The organism is Spirulina sp. CCY15215 (genome assembly GCF_016888125.1).
Classification (GTDB): domain Bacteria; phylum Cyanobacteriota; class Cyanobacteriia; order Cyanobacteriales; family Spirulinaceae; genus CCY15215.
In genome coordinates, this window is record NZ_JACSWA010000240.1 from 1 (window position 1) to 718 (window position 718).

At 36.5% G+C, this 718-nt stretch carries 1 pseudogene; it reads left to right on the forward strand.

Going from position 1 to position 718, the window contains the following annotated elements:
• Positions 1 to 718, forward strand: a pseudogene (gene iscB, locus JUI58_RS01780) (RNA-guided endonuclease IscB); the annotation flags it as partial.

Here is a 718-nt window from a genome sequence, read left to right on the forward strand (position 1 = left end):
AGTTGGCTATGAAGTAAGAGAGTATCTGCTCAACAAATGGAATAGAAAATGTTCTTACTGTAATGCTGAAAATATTCCCTTGCAAGTTGAACACATTTATCCTAAAGCCAAGGGCGGTACTAATAGAATTAGCAACCTATGTTTAGCTTGTGAACCCTGTAACACCAAAAAAGGAACTAAAGATATTAAGGTATTTTTAGCTAAAAAACCTGAAGTGTTAAAACGCATTCTATCTCAAGCAAAACGCCCTTTAAAGGATGCGTCGGCTGTCAATTCTACTAGATGGGCTTTGTTCAACGTTTTACAAGCTATCGGACTAACAACAACTACAGGGTCGGGAGGTAAAACTAAATTCAACAGAACACGATTAAATCTACCTAAAGAACATTGGATTGATGCAGCGTGTGTAGGCAATGTTAGTAATTTAGAATTATTAACAAGCAAGCCATTGCTAATCAAAGCAACAGGTCATGGAACTAGACAATCTTGCAGAACCGATAAGTATGGTTTCCCCTTCTCGTTATGTACCACGACTTAAATTTGTTAAAGGTTTCCAAACGGGTGATATCGTAAAAGCTGTTGTAACTAAAGGTAAAAAGATAGGGAATTATCTTGGTCGTGTTGCAGTACGTTCAACAGGAAGTTTTAACATTTCTACCCCAAATGGATTAATACAAGGTATTAACCACAAATATTGCCAGACAATTCACAAAAAAGA